This is a genomic window from Microbacterium sp. Bi128 (assembly GCF_918698205.1).
The window spans coordinates 1-2,677 of record NZ_CAKKMM010000679.1 but is presented as its reverse complement, the minus strand read 5'-3'; the positions used below and the strand labels follow the sequence as shown (position 1 = coordinate 2,677).

The window sequence follows — 2,677 nt, the reverse complement described above, 5'->3', positions numbered from 1 at the left end:
CGGAAGAAGCTTTAGCTCATACTTCTCACCGCCTACGACGACGGTGTGCCCGGCGTTGTTGCCGCCGTTGGGCTTGACGACATAGTCGACGCGGCCGCCAAGCAGGTCAGTGGCCTTACCTTTGCCTTCGTCGCCCCATTGGGCTCCGACGATCACGATTGCTGGCATGGGATCCTCCCCCATTCGTTCGGGCCGAACTGCGTTTAATGACCAGGCGGTCACCGCAGTTCAGCGCCGTTCATGAGAATGCCCCGAATCTATCGCTGTGTTCGTATCCAACGCCAGAGTTCCGGGGCTCTTACCACCCAAGTTTAGCCGAAATCGGTGCCCGGCATCGCTTTGGGTCCTTGCTTGGACGCGCCGCCTAGGTGGTGAACGCCAGGGCGGCTTCCGCGAGGGGGGGCCACGCGTCCGCCGCGGCGGACGAGCCGTTCTTTTTTCCTGGCGTTCGTCGTAGCTGCCTCATCCACCAGCTCAGGCCCGACACATAGCGGGCACCACTTGCGGGACGGCGCGAGGTGGAATTGAGTGGGAGTGAGAATCCCGAGCGGCCGAAAGGAATCCGCGCCATGCCCCGGACCACTGACCACATCCGTGTGACCCATGCCGGCTCATTGCCCCGCACGCCGGAGCTGATCGCCGCAAACGAGGCCAAGGAAACCGACGGCATCACGCCCGAATTCCTGGACCTGCTCGAAACCTCGGTAGTGGACGTCGTCCAGCGCCAGAAGGAGCTGGGCATCGACATACCCAATGACGGCGAGTACGGGCACACGATGTCCAGCTCCGTGGACTACGGCGCCTGGTGGAATTACTCCTTCTCACGGCTCGGCGGCCTGGAACCGACCGACGTGGACCGCTGGGCCGACGCCCCGGTGCACCGCTCCTCACCCGGCCACATCGTCCTGACCTCCTTCCCGGACCGCCGGGACCGGCAGAAGTTCGATGACGCCTACAACGACCCCTCCTCCGGGATCCTGGCCCACCGCAAGGCCGTCACGCAGCCCAAGGTCGCCGGGCCACTGACGTACACGGGCCAGGAGCTCGTGGCCTCGGACGTTGCCAACCTCAAGACCGGACTGGCCGCGGCCGGGCTCGCCGAGGGGTTCATCGCCTCCCTCTCGCCCGGTTCGTGCGCCCGGGTGGCCAACGATTACTACGGCAGCGATGAGGAACTCCTCTACGCCTGCGCCGACGCGATGCGCGAGGAATACAGGGCCATCATCGACGCCGGCCTGACAGTCCAGCTCGACGACCCCTCCCTGGCCGAGAGCTGGGACCAGATCAACCCCGAGCCGAGCCTGGCGGACTACCTGAAGTTCATCCAACTCCGGGTCGAAGCAACGAACTGGGCGCTGCGCGGTCTTCCCCAGGAGCAGATCCGGCTGCATGTCTGTTGGGGTTCCTGGCACGGCCCGCACACCACGGACATCCCCTTCGCGGACATCGTCGACTCAGTCCTGCAGGTCAATGCCGGCGGCTACTCCTTCGAGGCGGCCAACGTCCGGCACGAGCACGAATGGCGCGTCTGGGAGGATGCGAAGCTTCCCGAAGGGAAGGTCATCATCCCCGGCGTCGTCTCACACGCCACCAACGTCGTGGAGCATCCGGATCTCGTGGCCGACCGGATCGTGCGCTTCGCCGAGTTCGTGGGACGTGAAAACGTGATTGCGTCCACCGATTGCGGGCTGGGCGGCAGGGTGCATCCCCAAATCGCCTACGCCAAGCTGGAGGCCCTCGGCGAAGGCGCACGCCGCGCCACCCAGCGGCTCTGGTAGCAGCACCTGGCCGGCGGGGTCCAGCCCGGCGCCGCATTTCGCGGGGCTTGATAGACTGATAAGGATCGACCAGGAATCGGTCCACACCACATTTTCAAACCACACTATTGCTCCGCATGCCCGTATTCGGCGTGCCTGCATCCGGTGTGGCAGCTTTGCCAATCCCGCAGGAGACCCAGCAACATATGACAGCCCTGGCCACCGAAAATTTCCGCGAAGAGCTTCTTAGCCGCCGGTACGAACCTAACGTCGCCCCCGTCAACGAGCTCCTTGACGTCCTCCCGGCAACCAAAGCTGGCGCCGCTGTCCCCTACGTGGACCCCATGCACGACGTCGACGAGTGCCGGATCATCAGCCTGTACTCCAACATCGGCACCGCTGACGCGTCAGGCTTCATCACCGCCGGCGACGACGAGGCCGCCACCCGTATGCTGGGCATCCAGTGGAAACTCGGCCTGCGCCCCGAATTCGTCATGCCTTGGAACGTCCACCCGTGGCACGTCCCCGGCGAGCCGAACGGCAAGTTCACACCGGACCAGATTTCCGCGGGCCTGAAGCCGCTGCTGAAGTTCCTGGCCCTCGTTCCCCGCGCCTCCGTGATCGTCGCCCACGGCACCGAGGCCAACCGCCTGGCCAACTTGCTGCTCAAGACCGAAGTGCCCATGATCTGGCGCCGCGGCCTGAAGACCTACAAGGTCCGCTCGCTCAGCGGCCGGGCGTTCGCCGGCACCCCGGCCCGGCAGGAAGAGTACCTGGCAGAGATGCACACCGCATACGCGGACGCCATGGCCCGCACGGGCCTGGCCAAGGCCAGCTGACCCACGCACGCACAAACAACGGCGGGCTCCCACCCCCAGGTGGGAGCCCCCCGCCGCACCTTAACGCGTTAAACCGTCGCC

At 65.5% G+C, this 2,677-nt stretch carries 3 protein-coding genes; 2 read left to right on the top strand and 1 reads right to left on the bottom strand.

Features of this window, described 5'->3' with window-relative positions; genetic code table 11:
• On the bottom strand, nt 1-168 hold a 168-nt coding region (locus LQV45_RS24760; protein WP_230009261.1), incomplete at its 3' end, for an adenylosuccinate synthetase.
• Nucleotides 169-569: 401 nt separating this feature from the next.
• Here LQV45_RS24760 and LQV45_RS24755 point away from each other — a divergent pair.
• Both LQV45_RS24755 and LQV45_RS24750 read left to right on the top strand, forming a co-directional pair.
• Complete coding sequence (locus LQV45_RS24755; protein ID WP_230009260.1) at nt 570-1,778, top strand: cobalamin-independent methionine synthase II family protein; 1,209 nt, start codon at nt 570-572, stop codon at nt 1,776-1,778.
• A 185-nt stretch (nt 1,779-1,963) separates the two neighbouring features.
• Nucleotides 1,964-2,596 carry a uracil-DNA glycosylase gene (locus LQV45_RS24750; protein WP_230009259.1) on the top strand — a complete coding sequence of 211 codons (633 nt, stop codon included), beginning with the start codon at nt 1,964-1,966 and terminating at the stop codon, nt 2,594-2,596.
• Nucleotides 2,597-2,677 lie beyond the last annotated feature (81 nt).

Bases quoted from the DNA above. Each gene is read 5' to 3' on its own strand.
- LQV45_RS24755 (WP_230009260.1), top strand. From the start codon at position 570: ATGCCCCGGACCACTGACCACATCCGTGTGACCCATGCCGGCTCATTG.
- LQV45_RS24750 (WP_230009259.1), top strand. From the start codon at position 1,964: ATGACAGCCCTGGCCACCGAAAATTTCCGCGAAGAGCTTCTTAGCCGC.